The organism is Chryseobacterium arthrosphaerae, assembly GCF_001684965.1.
GTDB classification, from domain to species: domain Bacteria; phylum Bacteroidota; class Bacteroidia; order Flavobacteriales; family Weeksellaceae; genus Chryseobacterium; species Chryseobacterium arthrosphaerae.
This window is the reverse complement of record NZ_MAYG01000001.1, coordinates 3,283,660-3,305,919: the sequence shown is the minus strand read 5'-3', so window position 1 is coordinate 3,305,919 and position 22,260 is coordinate 3,283,660. Positions and strand designations below refer to the sequence as shown.

General features: G+C 37.5%; 20 protein-coding genes and 1 tRNA gene. 18 read left to right on the top strand and 3 right to left on the bottom strand.

Annotated elements, in window-relative coordinates:
- Window positions 1-96: 96 nt before the first annotated feature.
- The 6 genes from BBI00_RS14815 (at window position 97) to BBI00_RS14795 (ending at window position 6,618) form a co-directional block, all read left to right on the top strand.
- Complete coding sequence (locus BBI00_RS14815) at window positions 97-2,592, top strand: M1 family metallopeptidase (RefSeq protein WP_065399479.1); 2,496 nt, start codon at window positions 97-99, stop codon at window positions 2,590-2,592.
- Between the two features lie 548 nt (window positions 2,593-3,140).
- Window positions 3,141-3,293 (top strand): CCPGW family putative bacteriocin, encoded by a 153-nt coding sequence (locus BBI00_RS23095; protein WP_123843563.1) that lies wholly within the window; start codon window positions 3,141-3,143, stop codon window positions 3,291-3,293.
- 139 nt (window positions 3,294-3,432) lie between these two features.
- Window positions 3,433-4,080 (top strand): O-methyltransferase, encoded by a 648-nt coding sequence (locus BBI00_RS14810; RefSeq protein WP_065399478.1) that lies wholly within the window; start codon window positions 3,433-3,435, stop codon window positions 4,078-4,080.
- A gap of 88 nt (window positions 4,081-4,168) precedes the next feature.
- Complete coding sequence (locus BBI00_RS14805) at window positions 4,169-4,885, top strand: C40 family peptidase (RefSeq protein ID WP_065399477.1); 717 nt, start codon at window positions 4,169-4,171, stop codon at window positions 4,883-4,885.
- Window positions 4,886-4,896: 11 nt separating this feature from the next.
- Window positions 4,897-5,367: a DUF1648 domain-containing protein gene (locus tag BBI00_RS14800; protein WP_083988512.1), complete on the top strand. Its 471-nt coding sequence runs from the start codon at window positions 4,897-4,899 to the stop codon at window positions 5,365-5,367.
- Window positions 5,368-5,379: 12 nt separating this feature from the next.
- Complete coding sequence (locus BBI00_RS14795; protein WP_065399475.1) at window positions 5,380-6,618, top strand: 3-deoxy-D-manno-octulosonic acid transferase; 1,239 nt, start codon at window positions 5,380-5,382, stop codon at window positions 6,616-6,618.
- Here the strand turns inward: BBI00_RS14795 and BBI00_RS14790 are convergent.
- The 3 genes from BBI00_RS14790 to BBI00_RS14780 are packed head-to-tail and all read right to left on the bottom strand — an operon-like array spanning window position 6,610 to window position 8,993.
- Window positions 6,610-7,236, bottom strand: coding sequence for a deoxyuridine 5'-triphosphate nucleotidohydrolase (locus BBI00_RS14790; RefSeq protein ID WP_065399474.1), 627 nt, complete (start codon window positions 7,234-7,236; stop codon window positions 6,610-6,612). The two genes, BBI00_RS14795 and BBI00_RS14790, sit on opposite strands and share 9 nt — an antisense overlap.
- Window positions 7,236-7,991 (bottom strand): glycosyltransferase family 2 protein, encoded by a 756-nt coding sequence (locus tag BBI00_RS14785; RefSeq protein WP_065399473.1) that lies wholly within the window; start codon window positions 7,989-7,991, stop codon window positions 7,236-7,238. Before BBI00_RS14785 ends, BBI00_RS14790 begins: the two co-directional genes overlap by 1 nt.
- Before the next feature lie 24 nt (window positions 7,992-8,015).
- Window positions 8,016-8,993: an acyltransferase family protein gene (locus tag BBI00_RS14780; protein ID WP_165602529.1), complete on the bottom strand. Its 978-nt coding sequence runs from the start codon at window positions 8,991-8,993 to the stop codon at window positions 8,016-8,018.
- 208 nt (window positions 8,994-9,201) lie between these two features.
- On the opposite strand from BBI00_RS14780, the gene BBI00_RS14775 reads away from it, so the two are divergent.
- The 12 genes from BBI00_RS14775 (at window position 9,202) to BBI00_RS14720 (ending at window position 22,225) form a co-directional block, all read left to right on the top strand.
- Complete coding sequence (locus BBI00_RS14775; RefSeq protein WP_065399471.1) at window positions 9,202-9,675, top strand: lipocalin-like domain-containing protein; 474 nt, start codon at window positions 9,202-9,204, stop codon at window positions 9,673-9,675.
- 181 nt (window positions 9,676-9,856) lie between these two features.
- The gene (gene leuS / locus BBI00_RS14770; RefSeq protein WP_065399470.1) at window positions 9,857-12,670 is read left to right on the top strand and encodes a leucine--tRNA ligase; all 2,814 of its coding nucleotides are present in this window, start codon (window positions 9,857-9,859) and stop codon (window positions 12,668-12,670) included.
- Window positions 12,671-12,910: 240 nt separating this feature from the next.
- A complete protein-coding gene (locus tag BBI00_RS14765) occupies window positions 12,911-13,774 on the top strand; it encodes a MotA/TolQ/ExbB proton channel family protein (protein ID WP_065399469.1) in 864 nt (287 codons plus the stop codon).
- Window positions 13,775-13,835: 61 nt separating this feature from the next.
- Window positions 13,836-14,444: an ExbD/TolR family protein gene (locus tag BBI00_RS14760; protein ID WP_065399468.1), complete on the top strand. Its 609-nt coding sequence runs from the start codon at window positions 13,836-13,838 to the stop codon at window positions 14,442-14,444.
- Window positions 14,445-14,455: 11 nt separating this feature from the next.
- Window positions 14,456-15,022, top strand: coding sequence for an ExbD/TolR family protein (locus tag BBI00_RS14755; protein ID WP_065399467.1), 567 nt, complete (start codon window positions 14,456-14,458; stop codon window positions 15,020-15,022).
- A 27-nt stretch (window positions 15,023-15,049) separates the two neighbouring features.
- Window positions 15,050-15,892 (top strand): energy transducer TonB, encoded by an 843-nt coding sequence (locus tag BBI00_RS14750; RefSeq protein ID WP_065399466.1) that lies wholly within the window; start codon window positions 15,050-15,052, stop codon window positions 15,890-15,892.
- A 77-nt stretch (window positions 15,893-15,969) separates the two neighbouring features.
- On the top strand, window positions 15,970-16,167 hold the full coding sequence (locus BBI00_RS14745; protein ID WP_174715421.1) for a DUF308 domain-containing protein: 198 nt from the start codon (window positions 15,970-15,972) through the stop codon (window positions 16,165-16,167).
- A complete protein-coding gene (locus BBI00_RS14740; protein ID WP_065399464.1) occupies window positions 16,157-17,029 on the top strand; it encodes a PstS family phosphate ABC transporter substrate-binding protein in 873 nt (290 codons plus the stop codon). The genes BBI00_RS14745 and BBI00_RS14740 overlap by 11 nt, the downstream gene beginning before the upstream one ends.
- Window positions 17,030-17,120: 91 nt before the next feature.
- Window positions 17,121-18,773, top strand: a complete 1,653-nt coding sequence (locus BBI00_RS14735; RefSeq protein WP_065399463.1) for a tetratricopeptide repeat protein — start codon at window positions 17,121-17,123, stop codon at window positions 18,771-18,773.
- 82 nt (window positions 18,774-18,855) lie between these two features.
- Window positions 18,856-19,575, top strand: coding sequence for a bacillithiol biosynthesis deacetylase BshB1 (gene bshB1, locus BBI00_RS14730; protein WP_065399462.1), 720 nt, complete (start codon window positions 18,856-18,858; stop codon window positions 19,573-19,575).
- A gap of 35 nt (window positions 19,576-19,610) precedes the next feature.
- A tRNA-His gene (locus BBI00_RS14725) sits at window positions 19,611-19,686 on the top strand.
- A 256-nt stretch (window positions 19,687-19,942) separates the two neighbouring features.
- Window positions 19,943-22,225 carry an FG-GAP repeat domain-containing protein gene (locus tag BBI00_RS14720; RefSeq protein WP_065399461.1) on the top strand — a complete coding sequence of 761 codons (2,283 nt, stop codon included), beginning with the start codon at window positions 19,943-19,945 and terminating at the stop codon, window positions 22,223-22,225.
- Window positions 22,226-22,260 lie beyond the last annotated feature (35 nt).

Here is a 22,260-nt window from a genome sequence, read left to right as displayed (position 1 = left end):
AAACGATATAGCCTTTGGGAATCAGAATAATAGGTTAATGTTGAGGAAGAAAATTCGCCACTGCTTATCAGAAATTGATCCATAAATAGTAGGCATATGAAAAAAATAATTCTATCGGTAAGCTTATCAGGCCTGTTTTTACCCGGAATAACCTTTGCACAAACGGAAACTTCAGGAAGGGACAAAATATATAAAGCAACTCACGTCAAAAGTACAGAGCTGAAGCACACGAAGCTGAAAGTAAATTTTGATTATCAGAATGAACAAATGAATGGGGAAGAATGGCTTACCGCCTCTCCTTATTTTTACCCGTCAGATTCACTCATACTGGACGCCAAAGGAATGTTGATCCACGAAGTGGCAATAGATAGGAACGGGAGTAAAGTTCCGTTAAAGTATAATTATGCCCATAATGTTCTTACAATTACTCTGGATAAAACCTATAACAGAAATCAGGATTATACGGTTTATATAAAATATACTGCCCGCCCTGATGAAGCAGAGAAACAGGGAAGCCCGGCAAAAGGATTGTATTTTATTAATGCGCAGGGGACAGATAAGGATCATCCGCCTCAGATCTGGACAGATGGAGAGTCGGAATATTCATCTGTATGGTTTCCTACGATAGATAAGCCGAATCAGAAGACTACCCAGGAAATTTATATGACCGTTCCGGATCAGTATATAAGTCTTTCCAACGGTGTTTTAAAAGAATCCAGGAAAGAATCCGGTAACCTGAGAACAGACCATTGGGTGATGAATCAAAGACACGCCGTTTATCTTTTCTTCATGGGAGTAGGAGAGTACTCGGTCGTAAAAGATAAGTGGAGAAATATTCCGATCGATTATTATGTGGAAAAGGAATATGAACCTTATGCCAGACAGATCTACGGAAATACCCCTGAAATGATGGAGTTTTTCTCTAAAAAATTAAACTACGACTATCCGTGGGCAAAATATGCACAGATCTCAGCAAGAGATTATACAAGCGTAGCCATGGAAAATACAACAGCCACGCTTCACAATACTGACGTTTTGCAGAAACCGGGACAGTTGACCGATGAAAACAAATGGGAGGAATATATTGCCCATGAGCTGTTTCATCATTGGTTCGGAGATCTGGTAACCGCAGAAAGCTGGAGCAACCTTACCCTGAATGAGTCTTTCGCCAACTATTCCGAATATCTCTGGAATGAATACAAATACGGAAAAGATCAGGGAGATTATCATTTAATGGTAAATGTAAACCGGTACCTCAATAGCCCTGCGGATTTTGATAAAGACCTGGTAAGGTTCAGTTATGATTCGCCGGAAAATGTTTTTGATGTGGTCTCCTATCAGAAAGGAGGAGGAATTCTGCATATGCTGAGAAATTACTTAGGAGATGAAGCTTTCTTCGCAGGAATAAGCGATTTCCTGAAAACCCATGAATATAAAAATGCAGAAGCTCAGGAATTAAGATTATCATTTGAAAAAATTTCAGGTAAGGATCTGAATTGGTTTTTCAATCAATGGTATTATGGAAGCGGAAATCCTAAATTAAACTACTCATATACTTTTGAACCGGTAAAAAAACAGGTGGAGCTCGTGATCAGCCAGTCTCAGGAAAAACCTTTTGAGTTCCCTCTGGCAATAGACCTGTATGATAACGGAAAACCTGTACGTTATAATGTCTGGGTAAATGCTAAAGCTAAGAATACTTTCAGCTTTAATGTTTCAAAAAATCCTGATCTGATCAATATCAATGCAGACGGAATATTGCTTTCTGAGATTACCGATAAAAAATCAGCTGAGCAGAACCTGATGCAGTTTGCCCATTCTAAAGAGTTTTTAAGCCGTTATAAAGCATTGACGGGAATCAAAGATCATCTGAATGATCCTGCATCAGTACAATTGCTGAAGGCTGCCCTGAAAGATCCTTTTTTCCGGATCCGTATTAAAGCTTTGGAGCTGATGGATCTCACGAATAAAGATCATGCAAAAATACTGACTCCCGATGTGGAAAAGTTAGCTGCTAATGATCCTAAAACATTGGTGCAGGCCGCTGCCGTCGCTGCCCTGGCAAAAACGAAAAATAAAAAATACCTTCCTTTATTTGAAAAAGGGGTGAATGCGGTTTCCAATGCCGTAAAAATAAATTCCCTGAAAGCAATCATAGATTCAGAACCTTCCAAAGCGGATAAGATGACTGATAAAATCGATCTTTCCGGAGTATCCCAGAGTCAGCTCATTAAACTGCTTCCTACTGTAGTAAAGAATAAAGTAGTTTCTCAGATGCCTTACATTGCTCCTGTTGCAGCCTTCTATCCATTGGTTAAACTTAGAAATCCCGAATTGGGTAAACCTGCAGAAGACGGCTTTAACTGGATTATGAGCTCTGATAATCTCATCGCAACAGAAAATGTTGCCCGGGTTTTAACACAGTCAAAAGATGGGTTGCTGAAAGATCCGGAAACCAGAATGATGTTTTCTCAAATGCTGAAAGAAGGGTTGGCCAAAAAAACAGAGCTTTTGAAGCAGAATCCGCAAAACGCAGAAAGCATCAATAAACAAATTGCTGTCTTAAATAAAATAGCAGAAATCTATAAGTGATCACATACGTTTTAGATTGATCCGATAACCTGCAGATACAGCAGTCTAATAATAAAAATAAACTCCGAAGGAGATCGGAGTTTATTTTCTTAATCAAATTAATTCTTCTTTTCTCAAGAGCGAAATAATTCGTCGTAAAAATGAATTGGATATTTCAGTCTTAGTTTTTTTGGCAGAAGAATTGGTCCTGCTATGCGGCAGAACGCTTTTTTGATTCCCATGGTTAGTTTGTGTTTCTCCTGCAATCATTTGTTTCTCTTAGTGTTTTTACCCGTTTTTCTCTTCACAAAATTATTATTAATACCACATCAAAAACATCCGTATTTTCCCGGTATTTTGTATGGGGTTTTCCCTGAGGAATTATTTTTGCTAATTGTAAAAAATAGTAAACTAATGGCATGTTTTGAGGATGAGTTGTTCTTAACTTATGTGAAATCAATTGTTTATTTGAATAATAATATGTATATTTAAATCTCTTATTGATGAAATAAGTAAAGAGGTATCCGAAAATCTTTAAGAGTAGGAAATTAAACTAAACCAAAATCATTATGAAAAATCTACAAAAACTTTCAAGAGGACAGATGAAAAATGTGCAGGGAGCTGCTATTGATTGTAACCCGCAGATAATTTGTCAGAGACACACTGACTGCTGTCCGGGATGGGCATGCCCGGGGAGAGGACAATATTGTATAGCAATTTAAGATTTCACTGCATACAGGCAGGTATAGATGAAAAAAAGAGAGATTGATTCTCTCTTTTTTTGTTTGATCATGCGAATACAGCCGCCGTATTTAAAAAAGAAACTTTAAAATTCCGTAAATTTGTTTAAATTAAAATTGTATGAGTTTTTTTGAAGAAAAAAATCCTGAAATGGATCGATATTTGGAAGCACACGCTTCTTCGGAATCTGAAATTCTGAAAAAACTGAGAAGAGAAACTTATCAAAAAACAACGCAGCCGCATATGATCTCCGGATATCAGCAGGGAAGACTGCTGACGATCATTTCCAAGATATTGCAGCCAAAAAATATTCTTGAAATAGGAACTTTTACGGGTTATGCAACTTTATGCCTGGCATCAGGACTAAGTAAAGACGGGAAAATCACTACGCTTGATGTGAATGAAGATCTGGCGTATCTGCCGAAGAAATACTTTGAAGAAAGCGAATATGCTGATCAGATTGATTTCAGACTTCAGGATGCTAAAGAATTCCTCAAAGAAAGTGATGAGGTTTTTGACCTGATTTTTGTAGATGCCGATAAGGAGAATTATGCAGAATATTTCAGACTGCTGAAGCCCCATACAAAATCAGGATCCGTAGTTCTGTTTGACAACGTGTTGTGGTATGGAAAAGTCCTGGAAGAAGACCCGAAACAGAAATCTACACAGTCTATTAAAGAATTAAACGATTTAGCCGCAAAAGACGATGATTTTGAAAATCTTATTTTACCTTTGCGGGATGGAGTAAATTTTCTTAGAAGAAAATAAATTAAAAGATTTAAAAATTAAAAAAATAAATATTTTACGGAATCTGATTCTTTAATCTTTAAATCATTCAATCTTTTAATTTTAATCAATGAATAAAGGAATTTGTATAGTTACGGTAGCACCTGTTCGGGCAGAAAATTCTGACAGGGCAGAAATTGTTACGGAAATATTGTTCGGGGAAAGTGCTGATATTTTGGAGGTTGATAAAAACTGGACCAAAATAAAAATGCACTATGACGGCTATGAAGGATGGATGGATACCAAGCAGATAAAGCCTGTAACAGATGAAGAGCTGGCCAACAGGAAAGTGACTGTAGTGACAGAAGATTTTTCTTCCGTTTTAACCAATGACGGAAAAATGCTTTTGTCTATGGGATCAGAAGTAGAATTTCCTGCAGTGGCGTCAAGAAGAAGCCATGACGTAAGAGAAAGCATTGCCCTGACTGCAAAAGAATTCCTTAATATCCCTTACCTGTGGGGAGGGAAAAGCTTTTTTGCCGTAGACTGCTCCGGATTTACACAACTGGTTTATAAAGTTCACGGAATCAAAATTCCAAGAGATGCTTCCCAGCAGGCCGAAGTAGGAGAAGCCCTTACCTTTGTGGAAGAAACACAGCCGGGAGACATGGCTTTCTTTGAAAATGCCGAAGGAAAGATCATCCACGTAGGAATTATGCTGGAAAACCAGAAGATCATTCATGCATCAGGAAAAGTAAGAATCGATACCCTGGATTCCACAGGGATTTTCAATAAAGAAATGAATAAGCATACTCACAAGCTGAGAGTGCTCAGAAGTGTTATTTAGAACAAAATAAAATGAAAGCTTCCAGAATACTATTGATGGTAAATATCCTTTTGCTTATTGTGATCTGGATTTTTACAGGCATAAAGTATGCGGAACTTCCGGAGATTATTCCTACCCATTTTGATTTTCAGGGAAATGTAGACGGAGAATCTGAAAAATCAATGATCTGGATCCTGCCCTGTATCGCAGCTTTTATTTCTTTTGTTTTCTGGGGAGTGCCCAAAAATCCCAACTCTCCTTTGGTAAACGTTCCTGACAGCTTTCGTAATAAAGAAACACTGGAGCTGTATATGTTTTCACTACAGTTTCCTGTAATGCTCTTATTCCTGGATATTGTTGTAGAAAGTATACGGATTGCAGAAGGAAAGCAAACCGAGCTCAGTAATGCCGTTTTCTTCATCTTAGCCTTGCTTTTTATAGTGCTTGGAGTAGGTATGGTAAAAGCCATTCAGGAAGGGAAAAAACAAAAATCTGACGACTAAATCAAACCACCATTGGAACTGCTTTACAATATATTTATCAGCCTCCTTACTTTCGGAATGAAAGTGTTTTCTTTATTTAATGCAAAAACTAAAAAAGGCGTTGAGGGAAGAAAAGAGTCTTTGCATAAAGTGCAGACTGCATTTTTAAAAACTGATAAAGTAATCTGGATGCATGCTGCAAGCTTAGGTGAATATGAACAGGGGCTTCCTGTTTTGGAAAAGCTTAAAGAAAAACTCCCTGATCATAAAATACTGGTGACTTTTTTCTCTCCGTCCGGCTATGAAAATGTCATTAAAAAGAAACATATAGCCGATGTGATCTGCTACCTTCCGTTTGATAAAAAAGCGGCTGTAAGGCAATTTATCTCACAGTTTGATGTTAAACTATTTTTTACGGTGAAGTATGATTACTGGTATAATCTGCTTGCTGAACTGAAAAGCAGGAATGTAAAGATTTATGTAATTTCTGCCCTTTTCTACGAAAACCAATCCTTCTTCACTTCATATGGAAAATGGTTTGTAAAACAGCTGCAGAAAAATGTAGACTGGTTCTTTCATCAGACACAGGTTTCTTTTGCCCTGGCCAAAAGTATAGGCCTTACGCAATCTTCCGTGACGGGAGATACGAGATTCGACAGGGTAAAGCAGCTTCGTGACCGCGATAATCATGTGAAACATATTAAACAATTCGTAGGAGACCATAAAGCAGTTGTTTTTGGAAGTTCATGGCAGGCAGAAGAGAAAATTGCTGCCATAGTCTACAGGAAAAATCCTTATCTGAAAATTATTATAGCTCCCCATGATCTGAAAAGAGTGGAGCATTTAAAAAACCTGTATCCTGATGCATTGTTGTACAGTAAAGTGGAAACCAGTGAATTGCCGATTACTGATTACCCGATTTTAATCATTGACAGCATCGGTTTATTGTCAAAACTATATTCCTATGCAGATGTTGCTGTAGTGGGCGGAGGATTCCATGATGCGGGACTGCATAATATTTTGGAAGCGGCAACCTTTGGAGTTCCGGTAGTTTTTGGAAACCGCTATAAAAAGAACCCTGAGGCAGACGAACTGATTTCTTATGATGGTGGAAAGTCTTTTGGAGACGAATATGCAGCCGCAGAATCTGTTCTGTTTCTGACTAATGAAGACAACCGGGAAGAGCTTGTATCAATGTCACAGAATGCCCGAAAATTTGTAGATGAAAAACCTGATTCAACGGCTATGATTTTACAGAAGATCTTATCTTAAAAATCCCTGGCTTTTAGTGTCTTTCATGATCTGGTCAATGTTTTCCGGAATATTGGCACACTCAAACCAGTTAAAGTTAAGTCCGTTATTGATGCAGAGTTTTTGAAGATAATGATTTTCTAAAATTTTCTTTTCAGCATCACGCAGATAGTCGTCAATTTCCATCCAGTAATCTTCGTCCAGCTTTCTGATGAGAGTAAGGGATTTGAATATCTTATTGATGATATAGAGGTATAATTTGTATACATTGTCAAAACGCTGTCTGCTCAGATCTGCATTATAATCTAAAATAGCATTTACAAGAAGCAGATTGAGAGAGACTTCACCAAATTTATCCGTTGTTATTTTGACGTGTTCCGTTATTTCGGCACTGATTTTTCGGATAATGGTCAGGAAATACTTGGTATTCCCGATGTATTTGGCAGCCAAAAGAACTTTTTCCTTTACCTGATCCTCCATAAAATCCCTTTTATCATCGGTAGTTTCCGGATCAATGAGCTCAAAATACAACTTTTTAGAGAGCAATTTATCCTTTCTCAGCAATCTGAAGATCAGTTTATCTTTCTCAGGACTGGAGAAGGCACTTAATGCAGCTTTAAATTCTTTTGAATACTCCATTAATTGAAAATTTTCGAATATTTCAGGAATCCGTTCAGGGCCCAGTTTGCCGTATAATACAGAGATGTCACGGTAGAAAATCCCATAAAATCTTTATACACGAGGTACTGGTCTCTGATGATGTTTTTCTTATTTCTGGAAACACTGTTTTCACGCATTCTGTATTTGGCTAAGGTTTTATTGATGGGCATTCCTTCAGGAATTACTTTTAAGAGATTCAGCCACATCACATGGTCTTCCCGTTTACTTTTTACCGGAAACAGGAACTTTCCGACTCTTTTTGTATCGTACATTGTTGAAACCGGTGCCAGGCGACAGGTCTTCAGGAGATTAGAGAATGTTACCACTTTATCAGCCAGGAAATCTTTCAGGATAGGCTGAAGCTGCTCATTACATCTTGAATAGTTACAATAAACAAGTTCTGCGTGATGTTCCTGCATGTAATCTGTCATGGTTTCAAGATATTCCGGATACCAGAAATCATCGGAATCCAAGAAAGCGATATATCTTCCCTGAGCCCTTTCAAGACTGTTATTTCTTGCATTGCCGGCTCCGCCGTTTTTTTCCAGGACCTGAAGTTTTATCCGTGGATCGTTGTATTTCTTGATGATCTCAACCGTATTGTCTTTAGAAAGATCGTCGGTGATCAGCCATTCCCAATTCTCATAGGTCTGGTTCAGAACAGATTGTATCGTTTCTTCAATAAATTCTGCCGAGTTGTAACAGGGGGTGATGATGGAGACAAGATCTTTCATTTGTGCTGTAAAATATCGGTAAAATTATAAAAATCTTTTTTCATAAAAATGCCAGGAGGCAATTCCTACTCCAATTACGGTCAGCATGCAGACAAGACTCATCACATACGGATTGTAATCCTCAAACAGTCCCAATGTCTGGAATACCCTGATAATAGGGAAGTGGAAGATATAAATACCATAGGTGAAATCGCCGTATTTCCCGAAATTATTCAGGAACTTAAAGGAGTAAGCGATGTAAAGGACTATGATACTGATCATCATTGGTGAGAATAATTTGATATTGAAAATCAGATCTATCCACACCGTAATCATGGCGATGATAAAAAGTGTGTTCTTATGCTGGATAAATTTATCAAAATTGAAGTATAAAAGCATTCCTCCGATAAAATAGCACAAAGAACCGGGTAGCTGTCTGGAGATGGCAGCTCTTCCTGTCATTTCAAAATAATTAAGGAAAATCAGGGAAAGGAAATATAAAATAATCAGGCTGGTATTTCTGTATTTATTATTTTTTCCGAAGAATAAAAATATCAGCGGAACTGCTATATAAAAGCACATTTCTATTTTAAGAGTCCATAATGCTCCGTTTACCGCCTGATTCCCGAATACTCCGGGTAGCCATGGCGCCTTAAAGTTCATAAACAGAGAATTCCAGAACAGATATTTATACACCTGGGTGTTGCTGAAATATTCAGAGAATGGCAACGTGCTTACAAGACTCAGTAACAGCGCACATAAAAATACAACAAGCAGATAGGCGGGAACAATCCTGTTGAATCTTTTTTTGGCGTAGCTCTTTAAGCTGGAAGACCTTTCGTAGCTTCTCGCAATCAGGAAACCGCTTACAATAAAAAATGAAAAAACGGCAACTTCTACCGGGCTATACGTCAGAACATGAAGTTGTTGAGATTGGCTTAATGCTCCCAGATGTCCTACAAAGACAATGAAAGCGAGGAGAACACGGATGAAATCAAAATTGTTTTTCGTTATATCCTGCATTTGCATTTTTTTTCATACTTTCCTACAAAAATAGCTTTTTTAATAAAACAGAGGGAATTTCGCAGGTTCAATATTTGTTAAATAAAAGGAATATGGCGTCTGAGTGTTTTTAAATATGTATAAATAATGATCGATGAAATAATTTTTCATAAAAAATAGTGATATAAATCAAAAAAATTATAATTTTAGCGCTTGAAAAAATTGATCTATGAAGAAATTAGCATTACTATTTGCAGGTTTGTCATTGTTTGCCGCTACAGGATGTAGTGATGATAATGATAATGTCCTTGAAGCTCCTTTGGTTGGGACATGGCAACCATTAAAAGAAGTAGTTACTACTGTAGAGACAGGAGAAGATCCGGTTTCTAACACGATTACTTATACTGATTGTCAGAAGCAGTCCAGATGGTGGTTCGGTGTAGATTATAAAGGAGGGCAGAAAACTTCCGGAGATACTGCTACACCAGGGCAGTGTGCTGTTCTTTCTGACAAGAAATTCAATTATACCTATGATAAAGATGCAAAAACGGTTCAGATGAAGATTCAGGGAGTTGTAGAACCGGAGAATGCAAAGGTGGTTACGCTGGACGATACAACACTTAATCTTGCTGTAAGAGAAGAAACGCAGGATCCTACCGTATTCCAGACAAGAACTTATACATTCAAAAGAGTTCCTCAATAATAGTATACTTCAGGATATAAAAAAACAGATCTCATCTCCGGATGGGATTTTTTTGTTGAGCGGAGCATGCAATTCATTATAAATTAAATTTTTATTTCCTTTAAAATCACTAATTTTGTGAATCTTGTCAAAAAGAAAATCATTCAATATTTAAAGTCTAACATATAACATATACAATAAAGTGTTTTACGATCATCAGCAGATAGAAAAAAAGTGGCAGAAATACTGGGAGGAAAATCAAACATATAAAACCTCCAATAACACGGATAAACCTAAATTTTATGTACTCGATATGTTTCCGTACCCATCCGGGGCAGGGCTTCACGTAGGTCACCCGCTTGGATATATTGCATCAGATATTTATGCGAGATACAAAAGACACCAGGGGTTTAATGTGCTTCACCCGGTAGGATATGACAGCTTCGGACTCCCTGCTGAGCAGTATGCCATTCAGACAGGCCAGCATCCGGCGATTACCACAGAACAGAATATCAACAGATATGAAGAGCAGTTAAGAAAAATCGGATTCTCATTCGACTGGAGCAGAGAGGTGAGAACTTCAGATGCGTCTTATTATAAATGGACACAGTGGATCTTCATTCAGCTGTATCATTCATGGTATAATAAAAATACGGATAAGGCAGAAGCTATTGAAACCCTGATCAGACATTTTGAAGAAAAAGGAACCGAAGGATTAAATGCCAATCAGAACGACGAATTGAATTTCACGGCAGAAGAATGGAAAAATGCTTCTGATCTTGATAAAGAAGATATCTTATTAAACTACCGTCTTGCTTACAGAGCAGAAACTACTGTAAACTGGTGTCCGGCATTAGGAACAGTTTTAGCGAATGACGAAGTAAAGGATGGAAAATCTGAAAGAGGAGGCTTCCCTGTATTCCAGAAAAAAATGATGCAGTGGAGCATGAGGATTTCTGCTTACTCGGAAAGATTACTACAGGGGCTTGCTACATTAGACTGGCCGCAGCCTTTGAAAGATTCCCAGGAATACTGGATCGGAAAATCCCAGGGTGCGCAGGTTCAGTTCCAGGTAGAAGGCCATGACGAAATCGTTGAGGTGTTCACTACAAGACCTGACACGATCTTCGGGGCTACTTTTATGGTGTTGGCTCCGGAAAACCCATTAGTGGAAACTATTACTACAGCTGCACAAAAAGCAGAAGTAGATGCTTATATTGAAGAAACTTCCAAAAAAACGGAAAGAGACAGAATGGCTGACGTGAAAAACGTGAGCGGAGCTTTCACCGGAAGTTATGCGATCAATCCGTTCAGCGGAGAAAAAATGCCGGTCTATATTTCAGACTATGTGCTGATGGGCTATGGAACGGGAGCGGTAATGGCTGTTCCGGCACATGATGAGCGTGATCACAGATTTGCAAAGAAATTTAACCTTGAAATTAAAAAGGTTGTAGAAACCGAAGAAGACGTTCAGGAAAAATCTTTTGATTCCAAAGATTCCGTTTGTGTAAATTCTGATTTCTTAAACGGATTACATTATAATGATGCAAAGTCAAAAATAATTGCTGAGATTGAAACGAAAGGAATCGGTCACGGAACTACAAACTACAGACAGCGTGATGCGATTTTCTCAAGACAGCGTTATTGGGGGGAACCGGTTCCTATCTATTATAAGGAAGGGATGCCTTACACGTTGCCAACCTCTGCTTTGCCATTGGAACTTCCTGAAGTTGAAAAATATTTACCGACTGAAGACGGCGATCCGCCACTGGGGAATGCAAAAGAATTTGCCTGGGATGAAGCCAATCAGAAAGTAGTAGCTACAGATTTAATTGATGACAAGACCATCTTCCCGTTAGAATTATCTACAATGCCGGGATGGGCAGGAAGTTCATGGTACTTCCTTAGATATATGGATCCTAATGATGAAGAAACTTTTGTTAAAAAAGAACTGGCAGACTATTGGGGACAGGTAGATTTATATATTGGAGGTAGCGAGCACGCAACCGGTCACCTGTTGTACTCCCGTTTCTGGAACATGTTCTTAAAAGACAGAGGATATATCAGTCATGATGAGCCATTCCAAAAATTAATCAACCAGGGGATGATCTTAGGAATGAGTGCATTTGTCTATAGAATAGACGGTACCAATCAATATGTATCTAAAAATCTGGCAAGCGGATATCAGACTCAGCAGATTCACGTAGACGTATCCTTATTAAAAGGAACCTCTGACGAATTGGATACTGAAGCCTTCAAAGCATGGAGACCGGATTATGCTTATGCAGAATTTATTCTGGAAGACGGCAAATATATTACAGACCGTGAAGTAGAAAAAATGTCCAAGTCTAAATACAATGTGGTAAATCCTGATGATATCTGTGAAGAATACGGAGCAGACGGTTTAAGATTGTATGAAATGTTCTTAGGGCCATTGGAGCAGTCCAAGCCTTGGAATACACAGGGGCTTAGCGGAGTATACGGTTTCCTTAAGAAATTCTGGAATCTTTATTTCAACGGTGATACTTTTGAGATTTCTGATGAAGAGCCTACAAAAGCAGAATATAAAGTTTTACATACCTTAATAAAGAAGGTGGTTTATGATATTGAAAACTTCTCTTTCAATACTTCAGTATCATCATTTATGATTGCTGTAAACGAGCTTCAGAAATTAAAATGTAACAAGCGCAATATTTTAGAACCTCTTGCCGTTATCATTTCTCCATATGCACCGCATATCTGTGAAGAATTGTGGAGTTTATCAGGACATGACACGTCTGTCGAATTCGAGAAGTTTCCGGCATTAAACGAAGATTATCTGATCGAGGATGAAATTGAATATCCTGTAAGTGTAAATGGTAAAATGAAGTTCAAAATTTCGCTTTCTGCTCAATTATCTGCTAAGGAAGTAGAAGATTTGGTGATTTCAAATGAGAAAATGCAACAGATTTTGGAAGGAAAAACCCCTAAAAAAATCATTGTAGTCCCTCACCGTATTGTGAATATCGTAATTTAAAAAAAAATTAACATTGGGAAATTAAAAAAAATGGGTGTCTAATTTTTTTGATTTTTTAACCTAAATGTTAAATTTGGAAAAAATAAATAAAATAATTTAAAATAATTATTATTTCGAAATCGTATTAAAATTTCTTTATCAAAAAAAAGCAAAATGTTTAATTAAGACTCTTGCATTTTAATTAATTTTGCCTTTAATTTACACCCTGTAAAATTTTAAAACAATATAATTTAGTTAAATATGGAAATGAATGTTTCAAAAAATGATGAGCAAGTAGTTGCTAGAAAGGCAGGAGGTTTAAATCCAGCTGTTATTATTCCTATTCTATTTGCTATAGGAGTATGTATTTATTTATTCGTTCTTGGTAGCCCAGGAAACTTTAAAGATGCAGAAAAACTAGGAAGTGGGTCTGTAGCTTTCTCAAGTGTTGAAGGAAAAGACATTCACCCAGAGTCGTTTTTAGGGATTATCTACAAAGGAGGGGTTATCGTACCAATCTTGATTACTTTCATGATCACTGTAATCGTTTTCTCTTTTGAAAGATATTTCGTTCTTGGTAAAGCTGCCGGAAAAGGAAACTTAGACAATTTCGTAGTACAGGTAAGAAGCTTACTAAACCAAAACAAAATCGACGAAGCTATCGAAGAGTGTGACAGACAACAAGGTTCTGTAGGTAACGTAGTAAAAGAAGGTCTTACAACTTACAAAGCTCTTGCTCACGATACAACTTTAAATAAAGAGCAGAAAATGGTAGCGCTTAACAAAGCTATCGAAGAAGCTACTACTCTTGAGATGCCAATGCTTGAGAAAAACATGATGATCCTTTCTACTTTAGGTACTGTTGCAACGTTAGTAGCACTACTTGGAACTGTAATCGGGATGATCAAGGCGTTCTTCGCATTAGGTTCAGGAGGTGGTACTCCGGATGCAGCTGCTCTATCTACCGGTATCTCTGAAGCCTTGATCAACACGGCATTAGGTATTGGTACTTCAGCAATCGCTATTATCCTTTATAACTTCTTTACTTCTAAAATTGACGGATTAACTTACAAGATCGATGAGATCTCTATGAGTATCCAACAATCTTTCGCTGAATTCAACTAAGAATTAGCAAGATATTTGCATTAGCAATTAAAAGAAGTTTAATTAAAAATATTTTATAATAATGGCGAGAGTCAAACCAAAAAGACATGGAGTAATTACGGACATGACTGCAATGTGTGACGTTGCGTTCCTACTCCTTACGTTCTTTATCTTGACCACTCAGTTTAAAAAGCCTGACGTGGAGCAGATCAAACCGCCATCTTCAATTTCGGAAAAATTGCTTCCTGATGCTAGTTTAATGACTATCAACGCAACTCCGGACGGGAAATTCTATTTCCAGCCGGTGGAAAATGCATCAGAAAGACTTGCACTTTTAGATAAAATGGGACAAAAGTATGGTATTACTTTTGACACTAAACAAAAAGCGGCATTCCAGAAAGTTCAGGCAATCGGTGTTCCTATGAACAAACTGAAAGGTTACCTGGATATGTCTGAAGATGAGCAGAAGAATTATAAGAGTCCTACAGGAGTTCCTATGGACAGTACAAATAAGCAATTAATTGATTGGGTAAAAGAAAGTTTGAGCGTTAATCCTGAATACAAATTAGCGATTAAGGGTGACGTTACAACTGAATATCCTAAAGTTAAGAGTCTGTTTGAAGGTTTAAGAGATATTGATTTTCTTAAATTTTGGTTGATTACATCACAAGAAGGTAAACCTAACGAATAATATCGATAGAAATGGCAGAAGTACAAGTACAAGAGAAAGGCGGCAAGGGCGGCAAAGTCCGTTCCAAGAAGCAGAGTACCAGAGTCGACATGACTCCGATGGTGGACTTGGGTTTTCTATTGATTACCTTCTTTATGTTCACAACTACATTCAGTAAACCGAATGTTATGGATTTGGGTCTTCCGGCTAAGCCGAAAGATGAAAAACAAAAACCACCTCCAACAGAAATTAAACTTTCTAACTCAATTTCTATCTTATTAGGAAAAAATAACAGAGTTTTCTGGCACCAGCAGGATGCAACTTCCTTAAATGACCAGACGCTTATGGAAACTACTCTTGATAGAGAAGGAATTAGAAAAGTAATTCAGCAGGCAAAATCTAGAGCTGCAGATCAAACGAAATTTACCGTGATCATTAAGCCGACTGACGATGCTGTATATAAGAACTTTGTTGATATTCTTGACGAAATGGCAATTACCAAAAGTGAGCAGTACGGTGTTACCGATGTGAAGCCTTGGGAAAAAGCTGTGTATGACAAGAAAGTAGGAGGTGCTGCTGCACCAGCTGCTACAAAGTAATTTAACCATAAAATTGTTATATCTACTATGGCAGATGAAAATGTATACGGTCAGAATCTAACATTAGATGAGATTGTATTTGAAAATAGAAACAAGGAATATGGTGCCTATGATCTTAGACATCAGTATCCGAGACTTTTAACGAAGTCATTTATCATCGGAACAGCTTTATTCCTTTTGGCAGCTTTGTCACCGTTCATCTATCTTACGATTAAAAATCTTACAGCTCCGCCTAAGCAGGAAGTAAAGGCAGATCTTGTAGAGATCATTGAAGATGAGCCGATTATTGATCAGCCGAAAGAAGAAGAACCACCTCCACCACCTCCACCACCAAAAGAAGAGGAGAAAATTGAGGTAATTCAGAACGTTGTTCCTGAGCCTGTAAAAGCTCCGAAAATTGAAACTCCACCACCACCGATTTCTAAGCAGTTGGAAACTCAAACTGGTTTACAGAATCAGGAGGGGGTAAAAGCTCCGGCTTATACACCACCACCGCCACCACCATCTACAGGTACTAAAGCAAGTACAGTAGAAGTGAAAGCGAATAACCCTAACGAAATCTACAAAGATGTAGACCAGTCTGCAGAATATCCTGGAGGTATGGGTGCATTAAGAAAATTCTTAGGAGATAACTTCGATACTTCCCTGATGGAAGGAGGTGAAGGTACACTTAAAGCTAAGCTTAAGTTCGTTGTAGAAAAAGACGGAACTGTTTCGAACGTTACCATTGAAGAGAAATCTCCAAATGGCGACTTCAACAGTGAAGCAATGCGTGTAGTTAAGAAACTGAAAAAATGGACTCCTGCGAAGAGAAACGGGGAGAGCGTTAGATCTTACTATAGCGTACCATTTACTATGAACTTTGAATAATTAGACTTATTTATTCAGAATATAAATAAAAAGGGAGGCATATGCTTCCCTTTTTATTTTTTTTGTATTTTTGTTACATGATGTTCAATTGGTTATCCCTGATCACGGGATTGTTTTATATCGTTTTAGGAATTGTAGTGATTGTCTATAAATTCTTCTTTACCATTCTGGAACCCGGAGTAGCCTATGCATTGGGTGTATTGCTGATGATCTATGGAGTATTCAGGATTTACAGGGCAGTTTCAAAAATCAAAAAATCAAGAGATGAGGAATAGTTTTAAGATTACGGCCCTTTTTGCTGTGATCATGATGATGGCAGGCTGTAAAAAAGAAGAGAAATCCCCGTCTTATCATAAAGGTGATCTTACCATTCTTACTGACGAATCTTTTCAGAGCGTTACGGAAGCATTAGCTGAAGGCTATATGATCAATTATCCGGATACCCGCATCAAAGTAGAAACAAAGAAAGAAGACTTAGGTTTTCTTGACCTGCTGAAAGGAAATGCAAAGGTTGTGGTAATGTCCAGAAACCTTAATCCTGAAGAAATAAAGACATTTGAAGAAAGAACCGACCTTAAATTTCTCCCTGCTAAATTTGCAGCGGATGCAGTTGTTTTTGTAGTTCCTAAAGACTCTCCGAAAGAAAGTATTACAATGGATGAGATCAGCAGTGGTCTCTTATCAGATAAAAAAGAATTTATCTTTGACGGAAATAATTCCAGTAACCTGAATTTTGTAGCTGAAAAACTCAAAAAACAGCCGAAGGATCTTAAATACTCCATTATTCCAGGAAATAAGGAGATTATAGAGGAAATGGGAAAATATCCCGATAAAATCGGTGTTGTAGGATTGAATACTTTCAGTCGTCCTTATGATAAAACCTCAGAGAAATTGAGAGAAATGGTAAAAGTTCTGCCTGTGGTAGATAAAGGAGTATCCTATACCGCAGATCACGCCGGACTTAGCACCATGAAATATCCTTTTACAAGAGTACTTTATTTTCTTGTAAACGAAGGTAACTTTAACATTGCCAACGGATTTATAAGATTTTCATGTACCCATTTAGGACAGAAAATTGTCCAGAAAGAAGGCTTACAGCCCTATAACCTGTACAAAAGAGAAGTACAGATGCGTTAAAAATTATTAAACTCACAATTTACCCCTGATAAAAATATGATTTTGGTCTGAAAATTGTGTAGAATATAACTCAATTATTAGAAAATATAAAATGAAAGATATAATGAATATGAATGTAAAGAAGATTGCTTTTGGAGCAGCCGTAGTATTTTTTACGGGTTTTGCCTCTGCACAGACATTGCAGGACGGTATCAACAGTATAGACAGTGATAAGTTTGCTCAGGCAAAAACAAATTTCACTGAAATGATCGCTAAAGAACCTACTGCTGAAAACTACTTCTATTTAGGAAATACTTTCTTAAAACAAGGAGAACCGGATTATGCAAAGGCTACTGAAAGCTTCAACAAGGGATTGGCTGCAGACAGCAAAAGCTATCTTAATAAAATCGGTCTTGCTACCGTTAAGTTAGGAAAAGGAGATAAAAATGCTGTTGCGGAAATTCAGAAAGTAGTAACAGACTCAAGAGAGAAAGATGCCGAAGTACTGTTCAGAGCTGCAGAAGCTTTAACTTTATTCGAAAAGAACAGTTCTCCTGATCTGGCTATTCAGTTCCTGACAAAAGCAATTGAAAAAGCGGAGAAAAAAGGAGTTCCTGCACATTACTATTATACATTAGGAGATGCTTACAGATTGAAAAGAGCTCCGGGTGAGGCTATGTCTGCTTATGATAAAGCATTACCTGTAGCTAAAAATAAAGCTTCAGTTTATACAAGAATGGCTACCTTATGGATGGCAGCACAGGTATGGCAAAAAGCAAAAGAAAGCGTTGATAAAGCAATTGCTGTAGACCCTACTTATGCACCTGCATATAAAGCATTGGCAGGATATGATATCAGATACCAGCAAAATGCAAAAGCTACACAGGACCTTATCAATTATACAAAATATGCCGATGAGGATCCGTATACTCAGTTAGAAATTGCTAAATTATATTTCACAAACGAAGATTACGCTAACTCTAAATCAGTTTTAGATAAAATCTTTGATAAAATTGAAGATCCTATCAAGTTCAAATTAAGAGCTTATCAGGCTTATGCTGACAGAAACTATGCAGATGCTAAGCAAAACATGGATACATTTGTTTCTCAGGCTGAGAAAACAAGAATCCAGCCTGCTGACCAGGGATTACAGGGGCTTATCGCTGCCGGATTAGCAAAAGATGAAAAAGATGCGGCTAAAAAATCTGCTTTAATGGCTGAATCTCAGCAGAAAGTGGCGATTGCAAAAGCGGCAAAAGATGAAACAATGAAGTGGGATCTGGAATTGGCTAACATCGCTGGAGGTGGTGGTGCTTCTCAGGCAGATGCGGATAAAGGACCTACAAACCCTACCATTGAAGCACTGAAGAAACAAGTAGCTGCCAACAGCCAGGATTCTGATGCCCTGTTTAAATTAGCTACAGCTTACCAGGATGCTAAAAACTGGAATGGAGCAATCCTTACATGGCAGAAAATGTCAGCCCTTCTTCCTGACTGGGCTCCGGCATATTACAGCCAGGGATATTCTTACCAGCAGGCAGGAAACAATGAAGCAGCAAAATTAGCTTACGAAAAATTCATCAGTACCGTAAAACCGGCTGATCAGGAAGCTAATAAGCAGACTCTTGCATATGCTTACTTTGCAGTAGCTTATATGAGCAAAGAATCTGATATAGCAAAAGCAAAAGATTATGTTGCAAAATCTTTACAGTTGGATCCTACTTACCAGGATGCTGTAAAATTAAATGCAGAGATCAATAAGTAATTTAAAATTTAAATTATAGATATTAAAACTTCCCATTCTTAATGTTTGGGAAGTTTTTATTTTAAACTTATCTTTGAATTATATGAAAACTGATATACTTGCTTTTGGAGCACATCCTGATGACGTAGAGCTGGGATGTGGCGGGACTATTGCCAAAATGGTTGCCGAAGGAAAAAAATGTGTTGTTGTAGACCTTACAAGAGGAGAGCTGGGGACAAGGGGTACCGATGAAACAAGAAAAGCAGAAGCGGCAGACGCTGCTAAGATCTTAGGACTTTCAGCAAGAGAGAACCTGGGAATGAAAGACGGCTTTTTGGTCAATTCTGAAGAATATCAGATGAGGATCGTAAAAATGATTCGCAAATACAGGCCGGAAATCGTCTTAGCCAATGCAATTGATGACAGACATCCGGATCATGCAAAAGGAGCGAAATTAGTGTCGGATGCGTGCTTTTTATCCGGACTGCGAAAAATTGAGACCGTAATGGAGGGAGAGATTCAGGAAGTATGGAGGCCCAAGCATGTTTTTCATTATATTCAGTGGAAAGATATCAAACCAGAGTTCGTTATTGACATTTCAGAATTTCTTGATAAAAAGATTGCATCATGTATGGCCTACAAAACCCAGTTTTATGACCCAACTTCAAAGGAACCTGAAACTCCGATTACAACAAAAGACTTTTTTGAAAGCTTAACCTACCGTGCACAGGATTTGGGAAGATTATCGGGAGTGACTTATGCTGAGGGCTTTACGTCAGAAAGATTAATTTCTTTGAAAAATTTTGACGGAATTGTTTGGTAGTTGAGGAAATTGTCCTATATTTGCACTCAGAAAACGGTGATTGTAGCTCAGTTGGTTAGAGCGTCGGATTGTGGTTCCGAAGGTCGTGGGTTCGAGACCCATCATTCACCCAAAGAAAGTACACTTTTTGAAAGTGTACTTTTTTATTTTATATCTGTTTGAATAGAAAATACTTCATTTTTTTTCTGTGTTTCATAATCACTTTTTTCCATACCCCGCTTAAATTTTATACGCCGTATAGGAAAAACGGGTTTCTTCAGATTGTTTTAAACTGACTTCGGGAATTGAGATCAAAACTATTATATTTAACAAACCAATCATGAGATAATTCTTTGCAGGATATCTTGAACCAAAAAACTAATTAAATATGAAAAATCTCTTTGCAATCATCATTGTATTATTTGCAATAAAATCTTATTCTCAACCCACTTCTCAATCCTATTATAAACGCATGTTTGATACCAAGGGATTCAATACATGGGTGAGTCATTCTACGAGCTCAAATCAACTTGAGTTTTCATGGGCCGTACCCGCTCATATGGAAGCATTGGTATTGATGTATGAAAAAACAAAAGATACAACGTATGCTAAAACCTTAATAGAATGCTTTGTTAATACAATTGACAGAAGGGATGATCTGAGATTTCCCACATTAGGATTACCAATAATTTATGATTACCGGGGAGAATCTGGTGCTGCCTGGTCAACCAACTATTATAATAAAAAACAAAACTCAGGACCAGCGCATTCTCATTTGGTTCATAGTGCTAATATTACCTATCCTATGGCTAAATTTGCTGCAATGGTTAAGCTTGATCCATCCATTCAGAATTTAAAATATAGACTGCAGGGACGATACAAGAATAAGTCGTACGATATTATTGCTGATGATCTTATACAAAAGGTAGATGAAACACTTGAATATCATAAAGACCAATGGTATGAAGAGGTGAATTCTAATGATACGATAGGATATTATAAAGAAAGAGATAATGATTCATTAAGCTATCCGGAAGTTATTTTACCTTACAATATGCAAAGTGCTGTGGGAAGAGTATTGGTACAAATGCACAGAGCCACGAAAGAGGGAAATCAGGGGAAATATCTTAAAAAATTAAATAAGATAGCTAAATTTATAAAGGCGAATACACAGTTTAATCCTCTTTTGGGTTCCAATATCTGGACCTATTGGAAGTTTGATACTTTACGGGAAGATATCTCCCATTCTAATCTGACAGCAAGTTTCCCCTATGAATGTAATAAATATGGTATTGTAAAAGATGGAATTCCTATTTACACCATTTCTGATATGGTAGCGTATTATAAAACGTTTACAAAAGATATCTATATATCTCCTTTAGTGATAAAAAACGGAGTCAATTATAATGATGAAAACTGGGATATAAAGGATGATGAAATAGTCCCTCCAAATCCCCCTACACGTCCCAGATACGGAACCTATACTGCTTACATGTGGCTTTATTTATCGCAATATGATGATCAGACACTGTATCAGACAGTTGCTGATCTGCAGGCTGCTAAACATTATTATGACAGTATAACGGTAGATGAATCTTCTATAACATTGGCATTGATGTCAAATTTTGAGAATTTAATTGTTCCCATCAATACAGACCATAAATATGGAAGAAATTCTGATTGGAGAGGAGTTGCAAAGGGCAATTTTGACGGCGATGATGAGGAGGAATTTGTAGTCATACGAAACATTGATGGAATGATGGAAACTTTAGAACCTTATAATAAAGGCTTTCGTCCGGTTACCAACAATAAAATATACAGTGGTTCCAATAATTGGAAAGGTCTGGCAGCAGGTGACTTTTTTGGAGATGGTAAAAGCGAGATCATCGCATTAAATGATCACGCAGATGCTAATGAAAATGGTTTTTATATTTTAAAAATTGAAAATAACAACCTCGTCGAACAGTCCAGGTATACAGGATATGGAGCTCAGTCGGAATGGGCAGGTATTGCTGCCGGAAATTATATTAGTGGGGGAAAGGATGATGTTGTTGCAGTCAGAAATTTTGATAAAACAGTTTTTGTCTATCAGTTCAATGGAAGTACCTTTCAATCAGTTCAGGCCAATGTGCTCAATCTGCCTGCAGATTCTAAAATTAAAGCGGTAGCATCAGGCAACCTTGATGGTGATACAAAAGATGAAATTGTTTTACTTGTGGATACTAATGATGGTACGCAAAATGGCATACATGTTTATAATATAGACGATAATGGACTACTAACAGAAATTGCGAAGTCTACCGGATGGGGTCCGGCTTCAGACTGGAAAGGGTTGGCTGTTGGAGATATCGATGCGGATGGAGTTGCAGAGATCGTTGCTCATAGAAACTTTGAGGGAATATATAGGATATTTAAATTAAATGGAAGTAGTTTGTTTAATGATGGTGCGGAAAATTTTCCCACTATACAGGTTCAGGACAATATCATGTGTTTCGGAAAGTTTGATCCAAGTTTGCAAAATGATGAATTGGTTACCCTTAGAAAAGATGGAGGTATTGTAATGTTTTCTTCTGCAAAGGTTACAAATAGTGTAAATAATAGAAATAATAAAAATGCAGATCCTTGCCAGAAAGAGATGCCAAATCAGTTATTCAGTTTCTTGATACCATAATCAAATAAGGAATAATCAAGGTGTCAATAATCAAA

What these genes read in the sequence shown, in the direction of transcription:
- BBI00_RS14790 (WP_065399474.1), bottom strand. Translation starts at nt 7,236, where the DNA reads ATGGAGTATTCAAAAGAATTTAAAGCTGCATTAAGTGCCTTCTCCAGT.
- BBI00_RS14735 (WP_065399463.1), top strand. Translation starts at nt 17,121, where the DNA reads ATGAAAGATATAATGAATATGAATGTAAAGAAGATTGCTTTTGGAGCA.
- BBI00_RS23095 (WP_123843563.1), top strand. Translation starts at nt 3,141, where the DNA reads ATGAAAAATCTACAAAAACTTTCAAGAGGACAGATGAAAAATGTGCAG.
- BBI00_RS14805 (WP_065399477.1), top strand. Translation starts at nt 4,169, where the DNA reads ATGAATAAAGGAATTTGTATAGTTACGGTAGCACCTGTTCGGGCAGAA.
- BBI00_RS14720 (WP_065399461.1), top strand. Translation starts at nt 19,943, where the DNA reads ATGAAAAATCTCTTTGCAATCATCATTGTATTATTTGCAATAAAATCT.
- BBI00_RS14810 (WP_065399478.1), top strand. Translation starts at nt 3,433, where the DNA reads ATGAGTTTTTTTGAAGAAAAAAATCCTGAAATGGATCGATATTTGGAA.
- BBI00_RS14780 (WP_165602529.1), bottom strand. Translation starts at nt 8,993, where the DNA reads ATGCAGGATATAACGAAAAACAATTTTGATTTCATCCGTGTTCTCCTC.
- BBI00_RS14765 (WP_065399469.1), top strand. Translation starts at nt 12,911, where the DNA reads ATGGAAATGAATGTTTCAAAAAATGATGAGCAAGTAGTTGCTAGAAAG.
- BBI00_RS14760 (WP_065399468.1), top strand. Translation starts at nt 13,836, where the DNA reads ATGGCGAGAGTCAAACCAAAAAGACATGGAGTAATTACGGACATGACT.
- bshB1 (WP_065399462.1), top strand. Translation starts at nt 18,856, where the DNA reads ATGAAAACTGATATACTTGCTTTTGGAGCACATCCTGATGACGTAGAG.
- BBI00_RS14745 (WP_174715421.1), top strand. Translation starts at nt 15,970, where the DNA reads ATGATGTTCAATTGGTTATCCCTGATCACGGGATTGTTTTATATCGTT.
- BBI00_RS14785 (WP_065399473.1), bottom strand. Translation starts at nt 7,991, where the DNA reads ATGAAAGATCTTGTCTCCATCATCACCCCCTGTTACAACTCGGCAGAA.
- BBI00_RS14800 (WP_083988512.1), top strand. Translation starts at nt 4,897, where the DNA reads ATGAAAGCTTCCAGAATACTATTGATGGTAAATATCCTTTTGCTTATT.
- BBI00_RS14815 (WP_065399479.1), top strand. Translation starts at nt 97, where the DNA reads ATGAAAAAAATAATTCTATCGGTAAGCTTATCAGGCCTGTTTTTACCC.
- BBI00_RS14740 (WP_065399464.1), top strand. Translation starts at nt 16,157, where the DNA reads ATGAGGAATAGTTTTAAGATTACGGCCCTTTTTGCTGTGATCATGATG.
- BBI00_RS14775 (WP_065399471.1), top strand. Translation starts at nt 9,202, where the DNA reads ATGAAGAAATTAGCATTACTATTTGCAGGTTTGTCATTGTTTGCCGCT.
- BBI00_RS14755 (WP_065399467.1), top strand. Translation starts at nt 14,456, where the DNA reads ATGGCAGAAGTACAAGTACAAGAGAAAGGCGGCAAGGGCGGCAAAGTC.
- BBI00_RS14750 (WP_065399466.1), top strand. Translation starts at nt 15,050, where the DNA reads ATGGCAGATGAAAATGTATACGGTCAGAATCTAACATTAGATGAGATT.